Annotated in this window: 23 protein-coding genes; 11 read left to right on the forward strand and 12 right to left on the reverse strand. The window is 60.5% G+C overall.

The window, feature by feature from the left end; genetic code table 11:
- Positions 1-7: 7 nt before the first annotated feature.
- From ACFORG_RS10005 to ACFORG_RS10035, 7 genes are read right to left on the reverse strand one after another with little or no spacing between them, the layout of a single operon-like run.
- Positions 8-1,243: a Tm-1-like ATP-binding domain-containing protein gene (locus ACFORG_RS10005; protein ID WP_386735284.1), complete on the reverse strand. Its 1,236-nt coding sequence runs from the start codon at positions 1,241-1,243 to the stop codon at positions 8-10.
- On the reverse strand, positions 1,243-2,178 hold the full coding sequence (locus ACFORG_RS10010) for a phosphotransferase (RefSeq protein WP_386735285.1): 936 nt from the start codon (positions 2,176-2,178) through the stop codon (positions 1,243-1,245). Before ACFORG_RS10010 ends, ACFORG_RS10005 begins: the two co-directional genes overlap by 1 nt.
- On the reverse strand, positions 2,175-3,473 hold the full coding sequence (locus tag ACFORG_RS10015) for an aminotransferase class III-fold pyridoxal phosphate-dependent enzyme (RefSeq protein WP_386735286.1): 1,299 nt from the start codon (positions 3,471-3,473) through the stop codon (positions 2,175-2,177). Before ACFORG_RS10015 ends, ACFORG_RS10010 begins: the two co-directional genes overlap by 4 nt.
- The gene (locus ACFORG_RS10020) at positions 3,470-4,936 is read right to left on the reverse strand and encodes an aldehyde dehydrogenase (protein ID WP_386735812.1); all 1,467 of its coding nucleotides are present in this window, start codon (positions 4,934-4,936) and stop codon (positions 3,470-3,472) included. Before ACFORG_RS10020 ends, ACFORG_RS10015 begins: the two co-directional genes overlap by 4 nt.
- Positions 4,819-6,438 (reverse strand): tripartite tricarboxylate transporter permease, encoded by a 1,620-nt coding sequence (locus ACFORG_RS10025; RefSeq protein WP_386735287.1) that lies wholly within the window; start codon positions 6,436-6,438, stop codon positions 4,819-4,821. The genes ACFORG_RS10020 and ACFORG_RS10025 overlap by 118 nt, the downstream gene beginning before the upstream one ends.
- Positions 6,438-6,968, reverse strand: coding sequence for a tripartite tricarboxylate transporter TctB family protein (locus tag ACFORG_RS10030; RefSeq protein ID WP_386735288.1), 531 nt, complete (start codon positions 6,966-6,968; stop codon positions 6,438-6,440). The genes ACFORG_RS10025 and ACFORG_RS10030 overlap by 1 nt, the downstream gene beginning before the upstream one ends.
- 57 nt (positions 6,969-7,025) lie before the next feature.
- Positions 7,026-7,970, reverse strand: coding sequence for a tripartite tricarboxylate transporter substrate-binding protein (locus tag ACFORG_RS10035; RefSeq protein ID WP_386735289.1), 945 nt, complete (start codon positions 7,968-7,970; stop codon positions 7,026-7,028).
- Positions 7,971-8,134: 164 nt separating this feature from the next.
- Between ACFORG_RS10035 and ACFORG_RS10040 the strand changes: the two genes are divergently transcribed.
- Together ACFORG_RS10040 and ACFORG_RS10045 are read left to right on the forward strand one after the other, a co-directional pair.
- Positions 8,135-8,914, forward strand: a complete 780-nt coding sequence (locus tag ACFORG_RS10040; protein ID WP_386735290.1) for an IclR family transcriptional regulator — start codon at positions 8,135-8,137, stop codon at positions 8,912-8,914.
- Between the two features lie 46 nt (positions 8,915-8,960).
- Entirely contained in the window at positions 8,961-10,316 is a 1,356-nt protein-coding gene (locus ACFORG_RS10045) for an aspartate aminotransferase family protein (protein WP_386735291.1), read from the forward strand.
- Positions 10,317-10,330: 14 nt separating this feature from the next.
- On the opposite strand, the gene ACFORG_RS10050 is transcribed toward ACFORG_RS10045, so the two are convergent.
- The 4 genes from ACFORG_RS10050 to ACFORG_RS10065 all read right to left on the reverse strand — a co-directional run bounded on the left by ACFORG_RS10050 (position 10,331) and on the right by ACFORG_RS10065 (position 14,051).
- Positions 10,331-11,023, reverse strand: a complete 693-nt coding sequence (locus ACFORG_RS10050) for an FkbM family methyltransferase (RefSeq protein WP_386735292.1) — start codon at positions 11,021-11,023, stop codon at positions 10,331-10,333.
- A 123-nt stretch (positions 11,024-11,146) separates the two neighbouring features.
- Positions 11,147-11,461: a 2Fe-2S iron-sulfur cluster-binding protein gene (locus tag ACFORG_RS10055; protein ID WP_386735293.1), complete on the reverse strand. Its 315-nt coding sequence runs from the start codon at positions 11,459-11,461 to the stop codon at positions 11,147-11,149.
- A gap of 13 nt (positions 11,462-11,474) precedes the next feature.
- Positions 11,475-12,764 carry a glutamine synthetase gene (locus ACFORG_RS10060; protein ID WP_386735294.1) on the reverse strand — a complete coding sequence of 430 codons (1,290 nt, stop codon included), beginning with the start codon at positions 12,762-12,764 and terminating at the stop codon, positions 11,475-11,477.
- A 27-nt stretch (positions 12,765-12,791) separates the two neighbouring features.
- On the reverse strand, positions 12,792-14,051 hold the full coding sequence (locus ACFORG_RS10065) for a cytochrome P450 (protein WP_386735295.1): 1,260 nt from the start codon (positions 14,049-14,051) through the stop codon (positions 12,792-12,794).
- Positions 14,052-14,134: 83 nt separating this feature from the next.
- On the opposite strand from ACFORG_RS10065, the gene ACFORG_RS10070 reads away from it, so the two are divergent.
- Positions 14,135-14,848, forward strand: a complete 714-nt coding sequence (locus ACFORG_RS10070; RefSeq protein WP_386735296.1) for a type 1 glutamine amidotransferase — start codon at positions 14,135-14,137, stop codon at positions 14,846-14,848.
- Between the two features lie 88 nt (positions 14,849-14,936).
- Here ACFORG_RS10070 and ACFORG_RS10075 read toward each other — a convergent pair whose 3' ends face one another.
- Positions 14,937-15,587: a GntR family transcriptional regulator gene (locus tag ACFORG_RS10075; RefSeq protein WP_386735813.1), complete on the reverse strand. Its 651-nt coding sequence runs from the start codon at positions 15,585-15,587 to the stop codon at positions 14,937-14,939.
- A 158-nt stretch (positions 15,588-15,745) separates the two neighbouring features.
- Here ACFORG_RS10075 and ACFORG_RS10080 point away from each other — a divergent pair, with 158 nt between their 5' ends.
- The 8 genes from ACFORG_RS10080 (at position 15,746) to paaD (ending at position 21,387) form a co-directional block, all read left to right on the forward strand.
- Positions 15,746-16,567 (forward strand): cyclase family protein, encoded by an 822-nt coding sequence (locus ACFORG_RS10080; RefSeq protein ID WP_386735297.1) that lies wholly within the window; start codon positions 15,746-15,748, stop codon positions 16,565-16,567.
- Positions 16,568-16,569: 2 nt separating this feature from the next.
- A complete protein-coding gene (locus ACFORG_RS10085; protein ID WP_386735298.1) occupies positions 16,570-16,968 on the forward strand; it encodes a carboxymuconolactone decarboxylase family protein in 399 nt (132 codons plus the stop codon).
- Between the two features lie 125 nt (positions 16,969-17,093).
- A complete protein-coding gene (locus ACFORG_RS10090; RefSeq protein WP_386735299.1) occupies positions 17,094-17,312 on the forward strand; it encodes a DUF1127 domain-containing protein in 219 nt (72 codons plus the stop codon).
- A 186-nt stretch (positions 17,313-17,498) separates the two neighbouring features.
- Complete coding sequence (gene pcaF, locus ACFORG_RS10095; protein WP_386735300.1) at positions 17,499-18,701, forward strand: 3-oxoadipyl-CoA thiolase; 1,203 nt, start codon at positions 17,499-17,501, stop codon at positions 18,699-18,701.
- Between the two features lie 15 nt (positions 18,702-18,716).
- Positions 18,717-19,709, forward strand: a complete 993-nt coding sequence (paaA, locus tag ACFORG_RS10100) for a 1,2-phenylacetyl-CoA epoxidase subunit PaaA (protein ID WP_386735301.1) — start codon at positions 18,717-18,719, stop codon at positions 19,707-19,709.
- A 113-nt stretch (positions 19,710-19,822) separates the two neighbouring features.
- Entirely contained in the window at positions 19,823-20,158 is a 336-nt protein-coding gene (gene paaB, locus ACFORG_RS10105) for a 1,2-phenylacetyl-CoA epoxidase subunit PaaB (protein WP_386735302.1), read from the forward strand.
- Positions 20,158-20,919 carry a 1,2-phenylacetyl-CoA epoxidase subunit PaaC gene (gene paaC / locus ACFORG_RS10110; protein ID WP_386735303.1) on the forward strand — a complete coding sequence of 254 codons (762 nt, stop codon included), beginning with the start codon at positions 20,158-20,160 and terminating at the stop codon, positions 20,917-20,919. Before paaB ends, paaC begins: the two co-directional genes overlap by 1 nt.
- A gap of 6 nt (positions 20,920-20,925) precedes the next feature.
- Entirely contained in the window at positions 20,926-21,387 is a 462-nt protein-coding gene (gene paaD / locus ACFORG_RS10115; RefSeq protein ID WP_386735304.1) for a 1,2-phenylacetyl-CoA epoxidase subunit PaaD, read from the forward strand.
- Positions 21,388-21,410: the final 23 nt, after the last annotated feature.

The following is a 21,410-nucleotide window of genomic DNA, read 5'->3' on the forward strand; positions in this document are numbered from 1 at the left end:
GATCTCGTCAGGATTTCTTGACGATTCCCTTTGCGCACCACTCATCAAAGAGCGCCAAGACGGCGTCGCAAAATGCGTCGTCGTTGATATGCGCGTCGAGCTTGTGCAGATCGGCAGTCTCGGGGCAACTCGCCTCCATTTCCTCGCAAAATGCGGCGAGTCCCTCGGCATCGCGAAGATCGGCGCCTTCACGGTCCCACTCATTGCATCCTTGAAGCGGCAGAAAGACGGCGACCGGCGCCTGCGCTTCGGCAAGCTTTTGGGAAACTGCCCTTGCCACCTGCCGACGCTCTTCGGCTGTCAGCACGGCCGAGGTAAGCAAACGGTTATGTGCGTGCACGGGGCGATCCGCGAAATGGGCAGGCATCGGCTGCCATCCAACGATATCGACAAGGTCGTAGCAGCCCGGCGCAACCATCTGCGGGATTGCATTTCTGCCGGCATTCGTTAGCCGATCCTCGCCTGCACTCAGACCGCCGAACAGGTGGTTCGCCACCTCTTGGGGCGCGAAATCCATTACGGCGGCAAAGGCTCCTTCGGCGGCAAGACATTCGAAGGCTCGACCGCCCATGCCCGTGGCGTGAAACACCGCGACTTCGAACCCGCGCGCCTCAAGCGCGGGCTTGAGTGTCACCATGTAGCGCAGAACCGTTTTGCCAAAGCTCGTCATGCCTATCAAAGGCCGGTCGCGTTTCGGCGGCTCAACCGCCCGCGCAGCCCCAAGGACGGCACCGGCTGCCTGGCTCAGGGACGCCTTGCAGATGGAATTGAGGCCGTAGAGGCCGCCTGCCCACAGGATCATCTGCACATCCGCGGCGATCCGCTCGGGCGGCATCAGGGGCGAGAACGAAACGGTGGAAACGACATATTTTGGAACGCCCAAAGGCAGCGCACCGCAAACATCCAACGCCAGATCGGTACCCATCGTGCCGCCCAGAACGATGACCCCGTCAATGCGGCCGACACGGTACAGTTCCAGCGCCTTTGCCGCGGCGCCACGGGCCATGATCTGCATCGCGACGTTCTCATCGCCGCTATCGATCGCTTCCTGGATCGAGCTTTCGCCTGCTTCCGCAACATCGTGCTTGGATACATCCGTGGGATGCGACGGATCGCCAAGAACGCTGACATCCATCGACAGCACCGCTCCGCCCTGGTTGCGGATCACGTCGGAGAGATAGCGCAGTTCGTCGTCCTTGGTGTCGTAGGTGCCGACCACGAGGATCGTCTTTGTTTCGGTCATCAGGTCCTCCCCTTCAGATATGTCTCGCTCAGCGCCAAAGCGGTTTGGATCGCCCGATCAGAGCGCGCGGGCCCACCGGGTTCGTCCAGGCGCGTGGCGATCCAGCCCGGATAACTCAATGCCCGCAGAAGCAGCATCAGGTCGAGATGCTCCGGCTGGACCCTTCGCCTTGCGCTGTATCCCTCCAGCAGACCCGCGCGCATGTCGGCATAGTAATCGCGGTCCAGAAACTTCAGCAGGAAGGTCGCCAGTTCGAAATCACGGTAGCCGATGGCTGCGTCGTCGAAATCGATGAAGGCGATTCTGCCCTCATGCTCGATTACATTCTCGGCCAAGAGGTCGGCATGAATCAGCCCCGCATCGAGATCCATCCGTTCGAGCGCACGCCCGGCGGCCTTTCGTGCGCGCAAGAACATGTCGCGTTGAATTGACGTCAGATGAGGATGCTCCCAGAACCTGCCCCAGAGCGGGTCGTCGCCAATGAGACCGACGGCCCGCCAATCCGGTCGGACGAATCCCTGCGGCGGTGTCCAGTCATCTGTGAGGTCATGCATCCGGGCCATTTCCTCGCCCACGGCGCGGCTCAGCGCACGGGGGTTGAGCCCTGCCGCGAGGCGCCCGACCTCGCCTATGGGTTTTCCGTCGAGCCAGGTCAGAAGGCTCACGCGATGCTCCTCTGACCTGCCAATGAAGCCACCATCCGACCGGGGAACAGGTCGAGGCACGATAAGACCGGAACGGGCCAGCATGGCCATCCAGTCAAGCTCGGACGCCAATTCCGCATCGCTTCGGTACCCGGGCCGGTGAAATCGCAAAGCATAACTCTTGCCAGCATGATCGATCCGCCAGACAGCGTTTTCCCGCTGTGCGATCAACCGGGCCTCGGCACCTTCAAGGTCCCAAAGGGCCAGTGCCTGACGGACGGAACGGTTCATGGTTCCAACGGAACCCGCGAGAGCACCCGGCCGAGTGTCGTCAGAAGTTGGTCGGCATTCTCGCGGCTGAATGGCATGGGCGGGCGAATCTTGAGTGCATTGTAGTGGATACCAAGGAAATTGAGCAGCACGCCCTCCTGACGCATTTCGTTGGCCACGCGCTTGGTAAAGGCCGTGGCCGGCGCTTTCGAGTCGCGGTCCAACACCATCTCGGCGCCGAAGAACAGACCCGATCCACGCACATCGCCGATACACTCGTGGCGCCCCGCAAGGTCGCGCAGCCCATCGCGGGCATATTCGCCGACCTCGCGCGCGTTCTCCATAAGCCCTTCCTCCTGCACAACGCGCAAGGTTGCGAGGGCCGCAGCCGCCGAGACCGGGTTGCCCCCGAAAGTGTTGAAGTAACGAAAGCTGGTTCGAAAAGCCGCCATGATCTCGGGGCTCGTCACCACGCCGCCCACTGGATGCCCGTTGGCCATCGGTTTTCCCAATGTGACCACGTCGGGCGTGATCACGGCCTTCTGGTGGCCCCAGAAATGCGTTCCGAGCCGCCCGAAACCGGGCTGCACCTCGTCTGCGATGACGATCCCGCCCGCCTTGCGCACCGCGTCGATCGCCGGGGCGAGCCAGCCTTCTTCGAGGGTGGGAAACCCTTCATTGGCGAAATACGGACATATTATGAGGCAGGAGAGTCCGTGGCCGCGCGCGGCCAGCGCATCGATCTGCTCTTGCACTGCGTTTGCAAAGGCCTGCGCATGTGCCATGCCGTCGTCACCACCAAGGGGCCGGTAGCTGTCAGGCGCGGCGACGAAAGCCATGTGGTCCCAGTAGCCACCTGGCGGAGGGTTGGTGCGCGACAGCTGGCTGACCGCCATCGTATTACCGTGATAGGTATGGTCTGTGGCGATCACCCCCATTTCGCCAGTCACCGCCTGCGCCATACGCAGCGCGATGTCGTTCGCCTCGGATCCCGTGCAGGTCAGGATCGCGGTGTCGAGCGGCGCGGCAAAGGTATCGGTCAGTGCTTCGACGTAGTCCAAGATGCCTTCGTGGAGGTAGCGCGTATGTGTATTGAGGGTTGCGGCTTGCGCCGCGATGGCCTCGACCACGCGAGCATGACAATGGCCCACATGCGGAACGTTGTTGTAGCAATCGAGATACCTGCGTCCCTGCGCGTCCCAAAGCCAGACCCCCTCGCCTTTCACAAGATGCACCGGCTCTTCGTAAAATGTGCTGACATTGGGGCCGAGCAGTTTCGCCCGCCGCTCCAACAGGGTTTGCGTATCAGAAATCATAGCTGGATCCATGCGGTTTTCAGGTCCACGTATTTGTCCAGCGCATGAAGGGACTTGTCATGCCCGTTACCGGATTGGCCAACACCGCCCAAAGGCACCGTATTGTCTGGCCCGCCATAGGTGTTCACGTGCACGACCCCGGCCCGGATGGCGGCAATCATGCGATGCGCCCGGCTGAGGTTGGAGGTCCAGACACCCGCCGCCAGGCCGTAATCGGTTGCGTTTGCGAGCGAAACCGCCTCCTGCTCTGACTCAAAGCTCGTAACCGACAGGACAGGGCCAAAAACTTCCTGCTGAAACAGGGTGGCCTCGCGTGCGACATCAGTGACGATGGTCGGCGCCATGTAGCTCCCTCCTGTTTCGTGCAGGATGCGTTTCCCTCCGGTCAGCACTACTCCGCCTTCTTCGCGAGCTGTCTCCATGAAAGACAGGTTTCGCGACAGTTGCGCCTCGGAGTTTACAGCGCCGATCTGGGTGGAGAGGTTCAGAGGATCGCCCACGCGAAGTGCCTCTGCCTCTGACTGCAGCAGATCGACGAATGCGTCATGAACAGAGGCCTCGACCAAGAGGCGCGAACCCGCTACGCAAACCTGTCCGGAATTCCGGAATATGCCCATGGCGGATACCTTGGCCGCATGTGCAAGATCCGGCGTATCGGCGAAGACGATGTTCGGGGATTTGCCACCCAATTCCAGGTAACACCGTTTCAGGTTCGAGCGCGCCGAAGCCTCCAGCAGGCGGCGGCCCGTCGCGCCGGAGCCGGTGAAGGTCAAGACATCGACATCCATGTGCATCGAAAGCGCGGACCCGGTTTCTGCCCCCGACCCTGTCACGACGTTCAGCACGCCGTCCGGAAGGCCGCATTCGGCGCAGATCTCTGCTAGCCTGAGAAGCGAAAGCGAGGCGGTTTCCGCTGGTTTCAGCACGACGGAATTGCCCATCGCCAAGGCAGGCGCCAGTTTCCACGCTCCGATCATCAAGGGGAAATTCCACGGCACGATTGCCGCCACGACCCCGACCGGGGCCCGATGTACGAGGCCAAGAATATCCGGCGGCGTCGGCGCGACCTCGCCAGCGACCTTATCGAGCGCCTCGGCGTAGTAGCGGAAAGTGCCCGCAGCAGAGCCAGGTTCGGCCTTGAGGGCCATGTTCAGCTCTGTCCCGTTGTCCCGAACGCCCAGCACCGCCAGTTTCAGCGCTTCGGCCTCGATCCGGTCGGCGATCTTGTGCAACACCTTCTTGCGCGCCGCCGGAGCGAGACGCGACCACCTGCCGTCGTCGAACGCCTGTCTGGCCGACGCGACCGCCCGGTCGACATCCGCCGCCGAAGCGCCCGAAAGGGTCGTCAGAACAGTCCCGTCAATCGGCGAAGTCGCTTCGAGTGGCGTTCCCGTACCTTCTTGCCACGATCCTTCAAGAAAGAGTTTCTGCGGCGCAACATCAGCTTGCCGAAGCGTGTCGATGCGTTTCTGGTCTGCCATTCGGCCTCCTTCAGCTCGCGCCGATCCAGGATCACCCGGCGAATATGGATGGCGAGAACGATGACGATGATGAGAAACAGGATGAAAGCCACCGGTCGGTCGATGAAATCGAGCGGTTCCTTGACCCGTGCCATGCCGGCGCGCAGCTTGACCTCCATGATGCCGCCAAGGACCATACCCAGAATGATTGGGACGGACGGTAGCGAGAGACGTTTCAGCACGTAGCCCAAAAGCCCGAAGACCGCGGCAATCAGGCAGTCCGTGGCCGAATTGCGAAGGGAATACACGCCGACAAAGCTGAGTGTCAGGATGCATACGCCCAGGAAACGGTTCGGAATGCGGACAACCTGGATCAGCGACTTGGTCGCCAGCAGCAGGAACGCGAGGACCAGAACGTTCAGCACGAGAAGCGCGATGTAGAGCGCCACGACGAAATCCATGTCGTTCTGGAAAAGGCCCGGCCCCGGGACAACATTGTGCACGTAAAAGACCGAAAGCATCATCGCGGTCAGCGCCTCGCCGGGTATGCCCAAAGCCAGTAGTGGCACCATGGCGGCGGCTGGCACAGCATTGTTCGCGGTCTCGGCAGCGATCAGCCCCTCGGACGACCCATGACCGAAATCCTGCGGACGTTTCGATGATTTCTGGGCATAGGTGTAACTGAGGAACTGGGCGGTGAATTCTCCCACGCCTGGGATCATGCCCATAACGACGCCGAAACTGGCGGACACGCCCGCAACCCGGGGATGACGGGCAAGTTCGCGCAGCCCTTGGAACATCCCGCCACGCAGTTTTGTCAGACGTACCTTTTCGTCGACATCCGTCAGCAAGACAAAGGCTTGGCTGAGCGCGAACAGGCCAAGTACGACGACGATCAGGTCGATGCCCGATGACAGGAACGGCTGATCGAACGTGTAGCGGGACGTGTACTTGACCGGCTCGAGCCCGATCGACTGCAGGAAAATCCCGAAACAGGCCAGCGCACCGGCAATCAGCGATTGGCCGCGGTGGGCAACGACGACAAGGATGATGCCCAAAAGTGCTGCCAAAAAGATCTCGCGGGATCCGAACATCGGGGCGATCTTGGCAAGAACGGGGGCAAAAAGGATCAGGCAGATGACGGAGAACACACCACCGAAGAAGGATGACGAATAGGCAAGGCTCAGCGCGCGCCTCGGCTCACCGCGTGCCGTCATCGGATAACCGTCATAGGTCGTCAGCGCGTTGACGGCCGTACCTGGAGTGTTGATCAGGATGGCGGGGATGGAACCGCCATACATCGAACTGCCGTAAATCCCCAGCAGGACGGTCAGCCCCACGATCGGATCCATGGAAAAGGTCGCGGGAAGCAGGATGGCGATCGCGACGGCAGGGCCGACGCCGGGGATGGCCCCGATCAGGACGCCGCCGACCGACCCTGTCAGCAGAGCCAGCGCGACGTCCCAACGCATCAGGATCTCGATTGCGGAAAGGATCAGGTCCATCAGAGATACAGTATGAAGAAGCTGCGCAAGCCGCCGGGCAGGTACTCGTAAAGCATCCCGCCGGGAATCTTGACGCCAAGAAGAGATTTGAAGAGCACCACCACGGCGATAGCGAACAAGAGGCTGACGCCCAGCATGAAGCGCGAACGATACCCCATCCGCCATGCCAGCGCCGGCACGAAGGCCAGAGTGACCGGCAGATACCCGATGACCGGAACAAGAAACACGTAGGCCATGAACCAGACCCCGAACTCGAGCACCGAGCCCCATTTCTGCGCTTCCCAGATGTCATAGCGGGTCACATGCCGCCAAGGCATTCGGTAAAGGTGCAATGCGCCAAGGATCACCATGCCGCCCAGACCGATGGCCGGCCAAAACCGTGGTTGTGCGAAAAATGCTGTCTTGTCGACCCACGCCGTCTGGTTGCCGATCTGGCTCAGCAGAACGAGCGATGCACCGGCAAAGAACAGAGCGAACAGGATCTGTCCGCGACGCGGGCCGACAAAACGGCGTTCACGTTCGGTTGACATGGTTCGGTCTTTCGAATGGCGTTGGAATGGGCCGGGTGATCGCCCGGCCCGTTGGAATCATTCGAGCAGCGCGCCGATACGGGCAACGGTGTCGATATCCTGTGCGATGCGTCCGGCGCTGTCGTCGGCGCCTTGCCAGTAGACCAGCGCACCGGTCTCTTCGGCCACCTTCTGCGCACGCTCGCCCATCACTGTCTTCTCGGCAACGGAGATGATCTTTTCGCGCACCTCTTGCGGCGTGTCCTTGTGAACGAACAGACCGTTCCAAAGAGCGATGTTCAGGCTGTCGTCAACCTCTCCGATCGTCGGCGCGTCGGGCACCAGCGGAATGCGCTCGTCCGTGATCGAAACCAGAACCTTGACGTCATCAAGGCAGGGCAGGATGAGTTGCAACGTTGTGTTGATCACATCTGCATCGCCAGAGGCCAGCGTGTTGCAGTCCAGCGCATCAAAGGCCGCGTCCGACCCCCAGCCGAACCCTTTGTTCACCGCCAGCGCCTTGGTCACTTGTGTCGGCGTCAGCACATCGCCGAAATGGCCGAGCGCCACGTCGTTCTCCTTGGCGTAATCTGCCAATTCATCCATCGACGAATAGGGCGCGTCGCCGCTTGTCGCGATGACGAAAGGATAGGTGAGGAAGATACCGAGCGGATCGAACTTCGCCGGGGTCAGTGGCGCGATGTCGATTTGGTGCCCGAGGACCGGGACACCAATCACGAAAGACCCGATCGTGTAGCCATCGGCCGGGGCTTGCGCCACCTCGATCGCACCGGGGAAGGGCCCACCGCCGCCACCCGGTTTGTTCACCACTGCTGCTGCGACGCCGTATTCCTTCTGGAAATCCTCGGCAATCATTCGGGTCAGCACGTCTTCGAGGTCGCCCGGAGGCCACGGCACGATGAAGTTGACCGGCTTTTCGGGGTATTCGGCCAGCGCGGCACCGGCGGAAAGCGTGATGGCCGCCCCCGCCAGCACCCCGGTTATCTTGGTCTTGATGGTCATTGCGATCTCCCTGAAGTGACCTCTTCTGTGGTTCATTATTTGAACCGTTGGTTTAAATTTAGATTGACAGCCCATTGGCGAGTCTGTCAACACTTAATGCATGACGCAGCGTAAAAATCGCCATCGCAGCGCATCCAAAGGCAAAACTTGAAAGATTCATCCCAATGGGAACTGTCGCCAAAGCCTTGTCATTATTGACTCATTTCAACCAAACCCGGTTGGAAATGGGCCTGAGTGACATCACGCGCGCGTCCGGAATGAACAAGGCTACGGTGTTTCGCCTTATGGGCGAATTGCAGGCATGCGGCTTTGTCGAGCAGGTCGGCAATGATCGTGCCTACAGGCTCGGCCCCGAGGTTTTGCGCCTTGCGGCGCTGCGCGAAAAAGCGGTTCCGATCCTGTCCGTATCCCGCGATGTACTCAAAGACCTGTGCGATCTGACAGGCGAGACAAGCCATCTGAGCATTCTTCGCGGACGCGAGCTGACATCGCTCATCCATGAATACAGCCCACGCCACGCCACCCGCGTAATGATGGAAGACGCCGAGGTACTCTCGCTTCATGCCACGGCGTCAGGGCTGGCGGTGCTCGCCTACTCAGATGCGGAATTCGTCGACGAATTCCTGGCAACACCCTTGGTCGGCCATACCAAGCGGACCGAGACCAACCCCGAGAAGCTGAGGCAGGTCCTGTCCAATGCCCGTGCAAATGGCGTGGCAGAATCGGCCAATGCGTTCGAACTGGATGTGCATTCTTTGGCCGCGCCCATTTTCGATGCCGAGCAGAACCCTGCAGGGGCCATCGCCGTTGCGGCACCGGCATCGCGGATGACACCACAGAAACGCGACAGGATCGCTGAGGCCGTCAAGGAAGCGGCACTCGAACTGACCCAAAAGATCGGCGGTTTCTGCCCAGCAGATTACCCGCAAGAACGGGCGGCCTGATCCGCCTCAAACCAATGGCCCCATGGGCCCAGCCGAGGAAACCCCCATGAAGGACTCCAACTTCCTGAAGGAAATGAACGCGCGATCCGTCTGGCACCCGATGGCGCATCCCGCCGATTGCCAGGCAAATCCGCCGACTATCGTCACCGGGGCGCAAGGCGTCAGGATCACGGATGTCGACGGGCACGAGGTCGTCGATGGCGTTGGCGGGCTTTGGAACGTGAACCTAGGCTTTTCATGCCAACCCATCAAGGATGCCATTACCGCGCAGTTGGATCGCCTTCCTTATTACTCGATCTTCCGGGGCACGACGAATGACGCCGTGATCCAGTTGGCCGAAGAGCTTCGCGATTTCTTCGAGCCCGATGGACTGTCGCGCGCCTTCTTCACCTCCGGAGGGTCGGATTCGGTCGAAACGTCGCTGCGGCTTGCCCGGCAGTACCACAAGATCCGCGGCGAGGCCGGGCGTGTGAAGTTCCTTTCCCTCAAGAAAGGGTATCACGGAACCCATTTCGGTGGCGCATCCGTGAACGGTAACGCCAATTTCCGTACGGCCTATGAACCGCTTCTGGCGGGCTGCCACCACATTCCTGCCCCCTACACATATCGCAACCCGTTCAACGAGACCGACCCCGAGCGATTGGCTCAGCTTTGCCTGTCGGCGCTCGAGGACGAGATCGCGTTTCAGGGCGCGAATACGATCGCTGCGTTTATCATGGAACCGGTTCTTGGCGCAGGCGGCGTGATCCCGCCGCACGAAAGCTTCATGCCCGGCGTGCGCGACATCTGCTCCAGGCACGGGATCCTGCTCATCGCCGACGAGGTCATCACCGCCTTCGGCCGCACGGGCAGTTGGTCGGGCTCGCGCCATTGGGGCGTTCAACCCGACATGATGTGCACCGCCAAGGCGATTACCAACGGGTATTTCCCGTTCGGCGCGGTGATGATTGCCGAACAGGTGGCGCAGGTCTTTGAAAGCGACGAGACAGGCCGCGCTGCGATCGGTCACGGCTATACCTATTCCGGCCACCCGGTCGGGGCCGCGGCTGCCATCGCATGCCTCGCTGAAACGATCCGTCTGGACGTGCCCACCAACGCCGCCGCGCGGGGAGCGCAATTGCATGACGGCTTCAAATCCCTGATGGAGAAGTACGACCTGATCGGCGATGTGCGCGGCGGCGAAGGCATGATGACCGCGATGGAACTGGTCAGCGACCGCAGCAGCAAGACACCGATCGACAAGGCAACAATCGGGAAGATCCAGGAGGAAACCTATCGCGCGGGGGCGATGGTTCGCGTCTCGGGACCGAACATCATTCTGTCGCCGCCGCTGATACTGTCCGAAGACGAGGCCAGCATCATACTGTCGGCGCTTGACGCAGGTTTCGCCTCGGTCAGCTGACCTGACCGGCGGCGTTATCCAGCCTCTCGGAGACAGGTCCAGACAGTGCGGGTGGATTTCTCGTCCACCCGTACGAAACCAGCGTCCCGAATGATGTTCTTGCAGCGCCGCATCCCTGCCACTTCGTAGGCTTCGGGGTGATACTCCAACACGATCGCGCGGAATGGGCTCAGGTCGGCATGTTCCAACAGATCCAGTTCGCCGCCTTCGATATCCATGACAAGCACGGTGGGTTTGATGGCTGCGCATACGTCCTGAAAAGAGACGGTCGTGACTTCCACCTCCTCGGTCGGGCGACGCTCCGACTTGATCAACGAGGAGCCGAGAAAACTGCTCCGAATGTGGAAGCTGACGGTTTCCGGGCGATCGGGCGAGGCGATCAGTACTTCGTTGCGGACTGAGATGCGCCCCTTCAGATCATTCCGTTCGTAGAGTTCGTTGATCCATGGGATCAAGGCCGGGTTCGCCTCGAAAGAATGAACGGCGCGCGGTCTAGCATTGTGCGCAATGACTGCACCCACCACACCTATACCGGCACCGATTTCAAGAACCACGTCGTCGGACCCCACGACATGCAGCGCACCCTCGATCTCCTGTCCCTCGTACCGGCCAGCGTTCAGACGCGCGATCCTCAGTTCGTTCAGAAACGGTGATTGTGGAACGCGTACGCCGAAACACTCGGCGGCGACTGCCATATCCTTTGCCACGGCGCTGCCCCTTGCTGCCTGCCTTGTTGGTTGCCGGAGTCTGGGCGGACAGCACCGCTAAAGCAAGGATATCGGATCAACTTAGCCCGGGCTGCCGCAGCTAGGCCACATGCCGCCTCCGCCTCAAGCCTCGGGCACGTGCAGGACCAGCCCATCAAGTTCCGGGCGCGCCTCGATCTGACAACTCAACCGGCTGGTGGCTCGCCGCTCAGCCGCGGCGACATCGAGCATCGCATCCTCGAATTCCTCGGGTGTGCCGGTCTTGTCGATCCACGCGTCATCGACATAGACGTGACAGGTCGCACAACTGAGGCATCCGCCGCATTCACCGATGACGCCGGGGATATCGTTGGCAACCGCGGCCTCCATCAAGCTGATGCCCGGCTCTATCGCTGCTGCCCGGGTTTCACCGTCGGGAAGGGTCCAGGTGACATTCATGGTGCGCTCTCCCTCAAATGAAATGTACGTAGAAATCGCGCAAGGCGTCGCCTTCGAGGTCACGGGTCTTGCGCACTTCTTTCGTTTTCATGAAGACATGGTTGGCAACCAAATCCTCACCCACTGCCTTGGCAAGAACGGTGTCGCGTTCAAGGTCGGCAACTGCCCCCTTGAGGTCGATCGCGGTTGAAACCTTTGCGTCAGTCCGGTCGAACCCATCCCCGGTCTCCATAGGTGGAAGCTCATAACCGCTTTCGACACCCAGGCGCGCCGCATGAAGGACTGCCGCGACAGCCGTGTACGGGTTGGATGACGCGTCGGCCATCCGGTGCTCAAGCCGTGCCTTTGGCCCCCCCTCCGACGAGATGCGCGTCGTGACGTTGCGGTGATCGCCGCCCCAGTTTTGCCAAAACCCCGAAAGGGAGCCGGGCTGCAGCCGCATGTAGCTGTTGGCCGTGGGAGCGATGAGGCCTGCAAGACCACGGTGATGGTGCAGCAACCCGGCCAGACATTGGCGCGCCAGATCGTTCATATGCTCTGGCCCGCCGCGCGGTCCGGAGGACAGCGCATTGCCACCCACCTCGTCCACGAAGGAGAAGTTGATGTGCATCCCCGACCCGCCCGCTTCGGCCACGGGCTTGGGCATGAATGTCAGCACGATCCCGTATTCCAGCGCCACTTCGCGCGCCATCAGACGGAACAGAACGATATCGTCCACAGCCTTGAGAGCGTCATCGAAAGTCAGGGTGTATTCAAACTGTGGGCTGTCAAATTCCGCCGTGATCATGTCCAGGGAAAAGCCCATCTCCTCGGCCATGGCCCAAATCCGGTCGTTGAAGCGCAATGGGTCCGCAAAGGGCCCCGTACCATAGACGACACCGCCCGGCGCGTCATACGGAACCAGCCGGCCGCTGTCGTCGGCCTGCAGCGCAAAAGCTTCAAGCTCGATCCCCACCTTGGGACGCAACCCGTGCTTCTCCCAGTCCTTAACAGCGCGTTTCAACGTGCCACGCGGGCAGAGAGGCAGGGGCGCACCCTGGTCATCGTAGAGGTCGCCCAGAACGATCTTGGTATGGGCATGCCAGCTGTCGCGGATGTCGTCATGGAGCCAGCGCAGTTCCATGTCGGGCAGCCCTTGTTTCATCTTCGCACCCGGGGCGTCCAGCAAATCGCGGTCATAATGCACACCGAACGTGGACAGGCAGAAGCGGGTACTGTCATCCCCGATCTTGTGGTGCGGTAGGTACTTTCCCCGCATGATGCTGAGATGGTCGCAATACATCGCGCGCAGCCGGTCTTTCATGGTCCCTCTTCCTCCCCTGTAGCCGTTTCAGGCCATGCGCACCGTAACCGGCAGTTCCTTGATCCCGCCAACGAAATTTGACCGCAGGAATTTGTGCGGACCCGCTGGTTCGATGGCGCTTATTCTTTTCGCAAGTTCCTGGAACAACACCTTTACTTCGAGCCGCGCCAACCACATTCCAAGGCATACATGCGGTCCGCCCTGACCAAAGGACATGTGCCGATTGGGGCTGCGGCTGAGATTTACGCGGAACGGGTCGTCGAACGCCTCCTCGTCCCTGTTCGCAGAGGCGAACCAATAGAGCACCTTGTCGCCCGCACGAATTGTCTTGCCGTGCATCTCGTGATCCTGCGTCGCCGTTCGTCTGAAATAGAGGGCCGGCGTTGCCCAGCGGATGATCTCGTCCGGCGCGGTTTCCCATATGTCTCCGCCCCCCTGCATCTGGACCAGCAACTCCGGTTGATGACACATCGCCTGAATCCCCGCGGCGATCGAATACCGGGTGGTATCGTTCCCTGCCGCCACAACGAGGCAGAAGAAGTTGCGGAATTCGGTATCCGTGATGACCGAGCCGTCCTTGGCCGGTTGCAGGATCATGTTGAGGATACCCGAGGTGTCGCCTGCGCTCTCCTTCTTGTCCATCAACTCCTTGGCATAGGCATAAAGCTCGGCACCCGCTGGCGAATTGAACGGCATCATCCGGAATTCGTCAGTGTCCAGCTTGTCCAGAACATGCGTGGTGAAATCGGGATCGGTATTGGCGATCAGCGCATCGCCCTTTTCCACCAGCCAGGGTAGATCCTCGTCCGGCAGGCCGACAATCCGGCCCAGCATCCGCATCGGCAATTGTCGCGCGATCTCCTTCGTCGCGTCGAACGTTCCCTTCTCCAGCACGTCATCAAGGATATCTACACAAATCTGGCGAATATCTTCCTCATATTGCGACATCGTGGTCCGCGAGAAGGCCTTCATCAACTTCATTCGCGTCTTGCTGTGTTCGGGCGGATCGGTCTCCTGAAACGTGCGGCGTGCGAGATACTCCTCGTAGCTCTGGTCTTCCATCCGGATACCGCGCGCCGACGAGAAGACCGCGGTGTTCTTGTTCATCTCGGCTATGTCGGCATGTCGCGTTACGGACCAGAAATCCTGCCCATCGGCGTATTCGGTCCAATGAAGCGGGTCGTCGCGTCGAAGGCGGGCAAAGGTATTGTGCGGCGCCCCATCCACGAAGGCGTCATGGCTGGTCAGATCGGCATATCCGTCATCGCTGGGCGTCCATACCGTCATCTTTATCCCTTCCCTACATCTCTTAACATATGTATATTATATGTAGTCATAAATATGTAAATCTAAAAGTTCTGAGGAATATCATGCGCCTGGCCATTTTCATGACGAATACGGACGAAAGCGCATTTGCGCAGCGCCACCCCAAGGACGGGCAGAAATTCACCGATCTCGTTCACCGCGTGCGGCCAGAGTGGCAAACGGTCGTGTTCCGCGTGAAAGATGGTGAGTTTCCCCAAACCCTCGACGGTCTCGACGGCGTGATGATCACCGGCAGCCCGGCATCCGTGCGCGGCGATGCCGCCTGGATCGGAAAGCTACTTGATCTTGTCCGCACCGCATATGCCAGCGGTCTGCCGATCTTCGGGGCCTGTTTTGGCCATCAAGCCGTTGCACTGGCCCTTGGCGGGGTCGTCGGTGACAATCCCGGCGGATGGGTCCATGGCCTGACGCACAGCCGAATGCAAAGCAGGCCCGACTGGGCATCCGACCTGCCCGACGTGGTGAGGCTTTATGGCAGCCATACGGAACAGGTGACATCCCTGCCTGCGGGAGCAGTGACGATTTCGCAGTCCGAAGACTGCCCTGTCGCAGGCTTCTTTATAGGCGACGCGATCTATACCACCCAGCACCACCCGGAGATGACACGCGAGTTCATAACGGCACTTACAGAAGAACTCGCCGACGAATTGGGGAGTGCGTCCTACGCAGCGGCGATGGCCTCATTGGAGGGGACGGCCGACACCGATGCATTTGCCGAAAGCATTGCGCGATTTTTTGAGCACTCCCAAGCGACGTAGAAACCACCGCAGCGCGCGATAGCGCGCTGCCCGGCCCAACTCCGCGTGTCGCATCGCAGATGCGGCTCAAGGAGGCGGGAGCCCCCTGCTATGCCAGTGCTGCCAGCAGATCCATCACCGTAACCTGATCGAACTGTACATGCGCGGCCATACGCGCCTCGGCTTCTTCGCGCCGATGGTCGAGTATGAGTTCGGCCAGTTCGCGGTGCTCACGCGCCGAGTCGGGGATCGACCCCGGATAGCGGTATCGGGCGCGGTAATACGCAAGAAGTTTCCGCGCGTGGGTCTTGATCATTTCGACCAGGTATGGATTGCCCGATCCCAGTGCGACGGTCTCGTGAAAGGCGAGGTTCAGCCGATAATAGCCGTACGGGTCGCGATCGCCTTTCTCGGCGGCATGAACCTCGCAAGCCGACACAACCTCCTCCAATTGCCGTGCCTGGGCTGCCGACATCCGCCGCGCAGCGAGACCGGCTGCCTGCCCTTCCAGCTTGGCATGCACTTCGAGTATGGCCAGGAACTCCTCCAGCGAGGGTTTGAACACCATCGCCCCCTTGCGCGGCAGACGGCGTATGAGACCCAGTGTTTCAAGCTGGATGAATGCTTCGCGAACAGGTGTTCTAGAAACGCCGTGACGCTTCATCAGATAGGCTTCTTCCATCAGGTCGCCGGGGCTCAATCGCCCATGGTCGATATCTTCGAGGACCCCCGAAAGAACCTGTTCCGTCTGCCCCGCCATAGCCTGATCCATTCCTTTTCCGGTTAAGCCTAGTCCGGGGTGAAACGGGCTGCAATCGTGAGGCTGGACGCATGGCACGCTTTCCGTGCTAGGCTGACCCCGCGGCAGCCGCACAAGGCGGACCGACTCGGGCGGGCAACAGACAGGGAGATAGAAATATGTGTGATATCTGTGTGATGAATGCCGTGAAGGATCGGATGCTGTCGCGGCGCTCGTTCTTCAAGGGAGGAGCGGCCCTCGCCGCCGGAGCCGTCGTCGGTCAGACCGTTGCGGCGCCACCTGCGCTGGCGGCAGGACACGGAGGTGTGGTCGACATGACCCATGTCTATGACGGCGATTTCCCAACCTACTTTGGCCAACCCGGCTTCAGCGCAGACCAGGCCTTCAATTTCGAGGAGAGCGGGTTCAACCTGTTCAATCTCAGCATCAATGAACACACCGGAACTCATATTGATGCACCGCTTCATTTCTCAGCCGACGGCCAGTCGGTGGACGAGATCCCTGTCTCGAACCTCGTCTGTCCGCTTTGCGTGATCGATATCGCCGCGAAGGCTGCCGATGATGCCGATGCCCAAGTGACTCCCGAGGACCTGAAGGCGTGGATGAATGCAAACGGAGAGATACCGGATGGTGCCTGCATCGCCATGCATTCAGGTTGGGGCGGCAAGTCCGGCGGGGACGGGTTCCGCAATGCCGATGGCGAAGGCAAGATGCACTTCCCCGGTTTTCATGTCGAGGCGGCACAGATGCTGATCGAGGAAACCGGCGCCGTGGCCATTGCCGTTGATACGCTTTCCCTGGATCACGGTCCGTCCGCAGATTTCGCAACGCATTACGCATGGCTGCCTACCAACCGCTACGGTATCGAGAACCTGGCCAACTTGGACAAGGTTCCGGCAAGCGGCGCAACGCTGGTCGTTGGTGCGCCCGCTCATCGGGGCGGCTCGGGTGGGCCGGCGCGCATCTTTGCCATGGTCTGAACATGGGAACCGTCAGGCTCTTGTCCGACGAAGAGGTCAGCGCCGAGGCGCTGGCCGTGTTCGAAGATATCCGGACCGTTCGGGGAACCGATTTCATCAACAACTTCTGGCGCGCCCTCGCACATGATCCGGCATTGCTCAAGGCAACATGGGAGCGCCTCAAAGAGGTGATGGCACCGGGCGCCCTGGACCCCCTTGTGAAAGAGATGATCTATGTTGCCGTGTCATCCACGAACGGATGTGAGTACTGCATCCATTCACACACAGCCGCGGCACGGGCGAAAGGGATGAACGAACAGATGTATGGCGAGCTGCTGGCGGTGATCGGCATGGCAAATCAGACCAATGCCATCGTCTCTGCTCTTCAGGTACCTGTGGACGATGCGTTCCGAGAGGAGTGACCGACAGAAGCTTCCAGCTCAGTATTGCATTACGTGCACGGCAGCCATTCCCATGGAGGACTGGAAAATGCTGCAGGTGCAGCATATGTGAAAGTCGATCAATTTTCCGAGCAATGGAGACACCCATGGCAGATGCATCGACGAACACAACGCTTTCGCACGGCGCTGGCCGTTTCTTTGCAGACATCTTCGGCGGTCTTTGGGATGCGGTCATCCGCGTTGGCGAAGCCAACAGCAAGATCCGGAAGATCGAGGCGCTTTCGTCACTGAGCGACGAGGAACTCGCTCAGCGCGGGCTTGCGCGGCAGGATATCATTCGGCACGTCATGGGCTGTTCCGTCTGACAATCCGGAGTAACGTGAAACAGTAATTTTGGCCGGCTGACGCTCCTGATGTTGGCCGGATATGTTACGGAATTTCGACCGAGGCCCGCCTCTCGTTACATTTAACTTGCCGCGAATCGTTTTTGCACCTATTACCCGACCATGCGGTCACCTAATCGTGACTGAAGGGAAGGGAGTTTCATCCGCATGGACGCATTCATCTGCGACGGCATCCGTACACCTATCGGGCGCTATGGCGGCGCCCTGAGCCAGGTGCGCACCGATGATCTGGCTGCGATTCCGATCGCTGCATTGGTCGAACGGAATCCCAATGTCGACTGGTCAGCCATCGACGACGTGGTCTATGGCGACGCAAACCAGGCAGGCGAAAGCAATCGCAACGTCGCCCGCATGGCCGCGCTCTTGGCCGGCCTGCCGATCGAAGTGCCCGGCACCACGATCAACCGTCTCTGCGCGAGCGGAATGGACGCTGTGGGCATGGTATCGCGGGCGATCAAGGCAGGCGATTACGACATCGCGATTGCAGGTGGCGTGGAAAGCATGAGCCGCGCGCCGTTCGTCATGCCGAAGGCGACAAGTGCCTTTACCCGTGCCAATGCAGTCTATGACACCACGATCGGCTGGCGCTTCGTCAATCCCAAGATGAAAGAGATGTACGGCACCGACTCGATGCCGGAGACTGCGGACAACGTTGCGCAGGATTACCAGATTTCGCGAGAAGATCAGGATGCCTTTGCCGCACGCAGTCAGGCTCGTTGGGCAGCCGCGCATGAGGCAGGCGTCTTCAACGAAGAAATCACCCCTGTCACCATTCCGCAGCGCAAAGGCGATGCCATCGTCGTCGATACGGATGAGCATCCTCGTCCCGGCACCACAGCGGAAAAGCTCTCCGGTCTCAAGGGCGTAAACGGCCCAGACAAGAGCGTGACCGCAGGCAATGCGTCGGGCGTGAATGACGGCGCTGCCGCGCTGCTCATCGCCAACGAGGCTGCCGCCCGGAAGAACAGCCTGACTCCGATGGCTCGGATCGTCGGCATGTCGGTTGCAGGCGTCGCGCCGCGGATCATGGGCATTGGCCCGGTCCCTGCCAGCCGCAAGGCGCTGGAACGCGCGGGACTCACCATCGACCAGATGGATGTGATAGAGTTGAACGAAGCCTTCGCAAGCCAGGGCATTGCCACTCTGCGTGAACTTGGTGTGGCAGAGGATGCGCCCCATGTTAATCCTAACGGAGGTGCCATCGCGATCGGCCATCCGTTGGGAATGTCGGGGGCACGGCTGGTGATGACTGCCGCCTATCAGTTGAAGCGCACAGGTGGGCGTTATGCGCTGTGCACCATGTGCGTCGGAGTTGGTCAGGGCGCGGCCCTGATCCTGGAACGTGTGTAAGGGAGGAGAGCCCGAATGTATGCACAGATGATCAAGACGGCCGGAACCGGCGTGAAATCCCGCGAGGAGATGACCGAGCAGGAACTCGCGTTTCAGGACAAGATCGACAACGATATCAAGATCGAACCCAAGGACTGGATGCCCGAAGACTACCGGGCGACCCTGATCCGCCAGATCGGCCAGCACGCGCATTCCGAGATCGTCGGCCAGTTGCCCGAGGGCAACTGGATCACCCGCGCCCCCACGCTGGAGCGCAAGGCGATCCTGCTGGCCAAGGTGCAGGACGAGGCAGGGCATGGCCTTTACCTCTACTGTGCCGCTGAAACACTGGGCGTGAGCCGCGACGAGCTGACCGAAATGCTGCTCGACGGTCGGATGAAATATTCCTCCATCTTCAACTATCCGACGTTGAACTGGGCGGATATCGGCGCTGTCGGCTGGCTGGTCGATGGCGCGGCGATCATGAACCAGGTGCCGCTTCAGCGTACCTCCTACGGTCCCTATTCCCGCGCGATGATCCGCATCTGCAAGGAAGAGAGCTTTCACCAGCGCCAAGGCTATGACGCCATACGCCGCATGGCCGAAGGAACGCCCGAACAGAAGAAGATGGCCCAGGATGCGTTGAACCGCTTCTGGTACCCGTCGCTGATGATGTTCGGCCCGTCGGACAAGGAATCGGTCCACTCGGCACAGTCGATGGCATGGAAGATCAAGATCAATACGAATGACGAGCTGCGCCAGAAATTCGTTGACCAGACCGTGCCTCAGGCCGAATACCTCGGCCTGACAGTTCCCGATCCGGACCTGAAGTGGAACGAGGAACGCGGACATTACGACTTCTCGGAGCCGGACTGGTCCGAGTTCTTTGACGTGCTCAAGGGCAACGGCCCTTGCAACAAGGATCGCATGGCCGCACGCAACAAGGCTTGGAACGATGGCAAATGGGTCCGCGACGGCCTCTTGGCGCATGCCCGGAAGAAAGCCGCTGTAAAGGTCGCAGCCGAGTAACTCAGACCGTCGCCGCCGCGACGTGAAAATACTGGTCGGGCGTTTCCGCCCCGGCCAAACAAGGAAGCTGTGCCCGCAGACCCGGGCAAAGAACCGAGGAAAGGGAAGAGATCATGAGTTCCGTCACACCGGGCACCCTGCCCCAGGTAGAAAACGAACCCCGCGCCAAGAACGAATGGCCGTTGTGGGAAATCTTCATCCGTGGCCAACACGGGATGAGCCACCGACATGTCGGCTCGCTCCACGCGCCGGATGCGGATATGGCAATCAAGAACGCGCGCGACGTTTATACGCGCCGCAACGAAGGCGTCAGCATTTGGGTGGTTGAAGCGCGTCACATCGCGGCAAGCTCACCCTCGGACAAGGGGCCGCTCTACGAACCCTCGGAGTCCAAGGTGTATCGCCATCCGACTTTCTTCGACATACCCGAAGAAGTGGGGGCCATGTAATGACCCGTGACGAAGCTTTCTTTCAGTTCTTGCTGCGGATGGGGGACAACACTCTGATCCTCGGCCACCGCGTGTCGGAATGGTGCGGCCATGCTCCGGTCCTCGAAGAGGACATCGCACTTGCAAATACGGCACTGGACCTGATTGGCCAGACCCAGATGTGGTTGGGCCTCGCAGGTGAGGTGCAGGGCGAAGGCAAGAGCGCCGATGACCTAGCATTTCTGCGCGACGTGTGGGACTTTCGCAACGCGCTGCTTTGCGAAATGCCGAATGGCGATTTCGGGCAGACGATCATGCGCCAGTTCCTGTTCGACGCTTGGCATTCGATCATGCTGGGCCGGCTGATGACTTCCTCGGACGAACGAGTCGCCGCGATCGCGGCGAAGGCGTCGAAAGAGGTCGCCTATCACCTCGAACGCTCTGGCGACACCGTGGTCGGTCTTGGCGATGGCACCGATGAAAGTCACCAGCGTATGCAGGACGCGCTCGACTACCTCTATCCCTATGTCGGCGAGCTGTTCGCAAGTGACGATGTAGATGCCGAGATGGCGGCTGCTGGGATCGCGCCGGACCCAAGCGGCTTGAGGGAAGAGTATGACGCGCTGGTCGGCCGCGTGCTCGACGAAGCCACGCTGACGCTGCCGAAAAGCCGTTTCGCGCATAAGGGCGGACGGACCGGTCAAATGCATACCGAGCATCTCGGGCATCTTTTGACGCAGATGCAGTGGTTGCAACGCGCCTATCCCGGCGCAAGCTGGTAACCGGCCATGCCTCAGCCAAGCGTGGAACAGGTCTGGGAATGGCTGGATGCCGTTCCCGACCCCGAGATCCCGGTCATCTCGGTCGTGGATTTGGGCATCGTCCGCGAGGTCGAGTGGCAGGACGACATGCTCGTCGTATCCGTCACGCCGACATACTCCGGCTGCCCTGCGACCTCGGTAATCTCGATGGATATCGAGACGGCCCTGCGTGATCACGGCGTTGACAAGATCAAGCTGCAGACCCGTATCGCCCCGGCCTGGACGACCGACTGGTTGTCGGAAAAGGGTCGCGCAAGGCTGGAGGAATATGGCATCGCCCCTCCCCAGGCTGCTGGTGGGCCCGAGAAGTGCCCCCATTGCGGATCCAAGGCGGTCGAAAAGGTGAGCCAGTTCGGCTCTACCCCGTGTAAGGCGCATTGGCGCTGCAAGGACTGCCTGGAACCATTCGATTATTTCAAGTGCATCTGAGCCCGAATACAAGGAGACAGACC

Source organism: Lutimaribacter marinistellae, from assembly GCF_042648365.1.
In the GTDB taxonomy this organism is placed as follows: domain Bacteria; phylum Pseudomonadota; class Alphaproteobacteria; order Rhodobacterales; family Rhodobacteraceae; genus Lutimaribacter_A; species Lutimaribacter_A marinistellae.

Coding starts and splice junctions, on each gene's coding strand:
- ACFORG_RS10005 (WP_386735284.1), bottom strand. CDS start 1,243: ATGACCGAAACAAAGACGATCCTCGTGGTCGGCACCTACGACACCAAG.
- ACFORG_RS10010 (WP_386735285.1), bottom strand. CDS start 2,178: ATGAACCGTTCCGTCCGTCAGGCACTGGCCCTTTGGGACCTTGAAGGT.
- ACFORG_RS10015 (WP_386735286.1), bottom strand. CDS start 3,473: ATGATTTCTGATACGCAAACCCTGTTGGAGCGGCGGGCGAAACTGCTC.
- ACFORG_RS10025 (WP_386735287.1), bottom strand. CDS start 6,438: ATGGACCTGATCCTTTCCGCAATCGAGATCCTGATGCGTTGGGACGTC.
- ACFORG_RS10030 (WP_386735288.1), bottom strand. CDS start 6,968: ATGTCAACCGAACGTGAACGCCGTTTTGTCGGCCCGCGTCGCGGACAG.
- ACFORG_RS10035 (WP_386735289.1), bottom strand. CDS start 7,970: ATGACCATCAAGACCAAGATAACCGGGGTGCTGGCGGGGGCGGCCATC.
- ACFORG_RS10040 (WP_386735290.1), top strand. CDS start 8,135: ATGGGAACTGTCGCCAAAGCCTTGTCATTATTGACTCATTTCAACCAA.
- ACFORG_RS10045 (WP_386735291.1), top strand. CDS start 8,961: ATGAAGGACTCCAACTTCCTGAAGGAAATGAACGCGCGATCCGTCTGG.
- ACFORG_RS10055 (WP_386735293.1), bottom strand. CDS start 11,461: ATGAATGTCACCTGGACCCTTCCCGACGGTGAAACCCGGGCAGCAGCG.
- ACFORG_RS10060 (WP_386735294.1), bottom strand. CDS start 12,764: ATGAAAGACCGGCTGCGCGCGATGTATTGCGACCATCTCAGCATCATG.
- ACFORG_RS10065 (WP_386735295.1), bottom strand. CDS start 14,051: ATGACGGTATGGACGCCCAGCGATGACGGATATGCCGATCTGACCAGC.
- ACFORG_RS10070 (WP_386735296.1), top strand. CDS start 14,135: ATGCGCCTGGCCATTTTCATGACGAATACGGACGAAAGCGCATTTGCG.
- ACFORG_RS10075 (WP_386735813.1), bottom strand. CDS start 15,587: ATGGCGGGGCAGACGGAACAGGTTCTTTCGGGGGTCCTCGAAGATATC.
- ACFORG_RS10080 (WP_386735297.1), top strand. CDS start 15,746: ATGTGTGATATCTGTGTGATGAATGCCGTGAAGGATCGGATGCTGTCG.
- ACFORG_RS10085 (WP_386735298.1), top strand. CDS start 16,570: ATGGGAACCGTCAGGCTCTTGTCCGACGAAGAGGTCAGCGCCGAGGCG.
- ACFORG_RS10090 (WP_386735299.1), top strand. CDS start 17,094: ATGGCAGATGCATCGACGAACACAACGCTTTCGCACGGCGCTGGCCGT.
- pcaF (WP_386735300.1), top strand. CDS start 17,499: ATGGACGCATTCATCTGCGACGGCATCCGTACACCTATCGGGCGCTAT.
- paaA (WP_386735301.1), top strand. CDS start 18,717: ATGTATGCACAGATGATCAAGACGGCCGGAACCGGCGTGAAATCCCGC.
- paaB (WP_386735302.1), top strand. CDS start 19,823: ATGAGTTCCGTCACACCGGGCACCCTGCCCCAGGTAGAAAACGAACCC.
- paaC (WP_386735303.1), top strand. CDS start 20,158: ATGACCCGTGACGAAGCTTTCTTTCAGTTCTTGCTGCGGATGGGGGAC.
- paaD (WP_386735304.1), top strand. CDS start 20,926: ATGCCTCAGCCAAGCGTGGAACAGGTCTGGGAATGGCTGGATGCCGTT.